Consider the following 2141-nt stretch of genomic DNA (forward strand, 5'->3'; position numbering starts at 1 on the left):
TGCCCGTGGACGCCGCGACCGTCGGGGGTGAAGGCGAGGAAGGCGGGTTTGTGCAGGAGGCTTTCGAGGTCGAGGCGGCTGCGCTCGCTGACCAGTTCGATGTCGAAACGGAAGGGCTGGTTGAGGGCTTCGTGGCCGGTGAAGGCGAGGACCTTGAAGTCAGGGTCGGCGCCTTCGATGTCGAGGCTGAAGTGCGCCTGGTTGGCGGGGTTGAACATGCTGTGCTCCGTCCTTGGGAACTGGGAGGACGGAGACTGACTGTTTGTATTAGGGGGATTCCATCAGGCGCTTCCGGTAGTGATGTCGGTCTGTTCCGCGTTTCACGAGCCGCCTTGCCGCTGCATGTTGGCGGCGATGCGGCGGGTGGTGTCCACTAGCATGTCGGTCACCGTTTCCTGGCGCAGCAGCTTGAAGTCGTGGGTGGGGCCGACCACGGAGAGGCTGCCGAGGATGCTCTTGTCATCGAGGCTGAGGATGGGCGCGGCGATGCCGGTGAGGTCGATGTCCAGCTCGTCGCGGGTCAGGCAGCAGCCCGGGGGAGGGCGATGCGCCGTTGCCGAATGCCTGTTGGGCCTTGCGCCGCCTGCTGGCCGACGGCGCCTTGTTGCAGAGAGGAGAGACCCAGATGTTGGCTGAAGTGCGTTCCTTCGATGATTCCCAGCAACATGCCGGCTCGATCCTGGGTTGGAACCAGGTCTACGACCAGATGGGGCGGGGCAGCCTGTCCAGCGAGCTGCAGCAGGTGGCCGCCGAGCGCTTCCAGATCTTCCAGGAGACCCTGGACAAGCGCGTGGTGCAGCACGGCTGTGCACCCCGTGGGCGGCTGTGCATCGCCATGTCGCTGGGGGCGGGGCGCTTCCCGGTGGTGCAGGGCTACGAGGCCGGCCCGCAGAGCGGGCCCTTGCTGCGCGATGGCGAGGAGTTCCTGCTGCACGCGCCGGAGGGCATGAGCTTCTTCGCCATCAACATCGACGCCGAGCGGTTCGCCCGCCTGGCAGAGGTCGAGCTGTCCCGCGAGCAGCTCGGTGCCCTGCGCACGCAGCCGCAGATGGCCGTCTCCCGTGCGGTGCTGGAGCGGGTACGGAGCCGGATCCAGCCGGTGTTCAACGCGCTGGTGAAGGGTGATATCGCCCTGGACAGGGCGTGCGAGGTACATCTGGAGGAGCAGTTGCTGGAGACCTTCCTCGATCTGTTCATCCATGCGCGGGACACCCCCCGGGAGCGCCGTGGCAATGTCGCCGTGTCGGCCTACCTGGTGCGCAAGTGCCAGGAAATCGCCCTGGCCAACACCGACGAGTTGCCGAGCATCCTCGCGCTCTGCGAGCAACTGCGGGTCAGCCGTCGCACCCTGCAGAGCAGCTTCCAACTGGTGGCGGGCATGCGTCCGGTGGAATACCTGCGCACCCTGCGCCTGAATGCGGTGCGTCGCCGCCTGACCAGCACGCCCGCGAGCGTGCTGAACGTCGGCGAGGCGGCGGCGGAGCAGGGCTTCTATCACCTCAGCCATTTCTCGGCGCGCTACCGCGAGCTGTTTGGCGAGTGCCCCTCGGAAACGCGGCGGCCGCCGTGCTGAGCTGGGATGCCGGCATGTGCCGTCCTCCAGGGAGGTCAACAGCCCGGTGGGTATGGCCTCAACCTGTCTTTCCGTGTCGCTTGTTCGCCTGGCGGAAGGCGTTGGGTGACTGCCCGCTCAGGCGGCGGAAGAAGCGCGAGAAGTAGGTGGGATCGCTGAAGCCCAGGCTGTCGGAGACCTGGGCAATGGTCATGTGGGTGTAGATGAGGCTGCGCCGGGCCTCCAGCAACAGGCGCTGGTGGATGATCTGCAGCGCACTCTGGCCCGCCAGCCGGCGGCACAGGGTGTTGAGGTGGACGCTGGAGAGGTCCAGCCGGTGGGCGAAGGTTTCCACCGTGAGGTGTTCGCGGTAGTGCTGCTCCACCAGCTTGATGTAGCGGCCCAGCAACTGCCGGTTGCGCTCGTCGCGGCCGCTGGGCGGGGTGTTCTGCTGGCGCTGGCGGGTGATCCACACCACCAGCACGTTGACCAGGGACGCCAGCACCAGGTCGCGGGAGGCGGCGCTGCCTTCGTACTCCTGCAGCAGGGCAGCGAACAGCGTGCTGATGTAGCGGCGGTCGCGGCCCAC

Annotated in this window: 2 protein-coding genes and 2 pseudogenes; 1 reads left to right on the forward strand and 3 read right to left on the reverse strand. The window is 67.0% G+C overall.

Features of this window, described 5'->3' with window-relative positions; all coding sequences use genetic code 11:
* Together A9G05_RS26130 and A9G05_RS28265 are read right to left on the reverse strand one after the other, a co-directional pair.
* A pseudogene (locus A9G05_RS26130) lies at positions 1 to 218 on the reverse strand (type VI secretion system tip protein VgrG); the annotation flags it as partial.
* 102 nt (positions 219 to 320) lie between these two features.
* A pseudogene (locus tag A9G05_RS28265) lies at positions 321 to 533 on the reverse strand (IclR family transcriptional regulator); the annotation flags it as partial.
* A 92-nt stretch (positions 534 to 625) separates the two neighbouring features.
* On the opposite strand from A9G05_RS28265, the gene A9G05_RS26135 reads away from it, so the two are divergent.
* Positions 626 to 1573: a helix-turn-helix domain-containing protein gene (locus tag A9G05_RS26135; protein ID WP_069563700.1), complete on the forward strand. Its 948-nt coding sequence runs from the start codon at positions 626 to 628 to the stop codon at positions 1571 to 1573.
* A 58-nt stretch (positions 1574 to 1631) separates the two neighbouring features.
* Here the strand turns inward: A9G05_RS26135 and A9G05_RS26140 are convergent.
* On the reverse strand, positions 1632 to 2141 hold a 510-nt coding region (locus tag A9G05_RS26140; protein ID WP_139131272.1), incomplete at its 5' end, for a helix-turn-helix domain-containing protein.

It is taken from the genome of Pseudomonas sp. ENNP23, assembly GCF_001728945.1.
Taxonomy (GTDB): domain Bacteria; phylum Pseudomonadota; class Gammaproteobacteria; order Pseudomonadales; family Pseudomonadaceae; genus Metapseudomonas; species Metapseudomonas otitidis.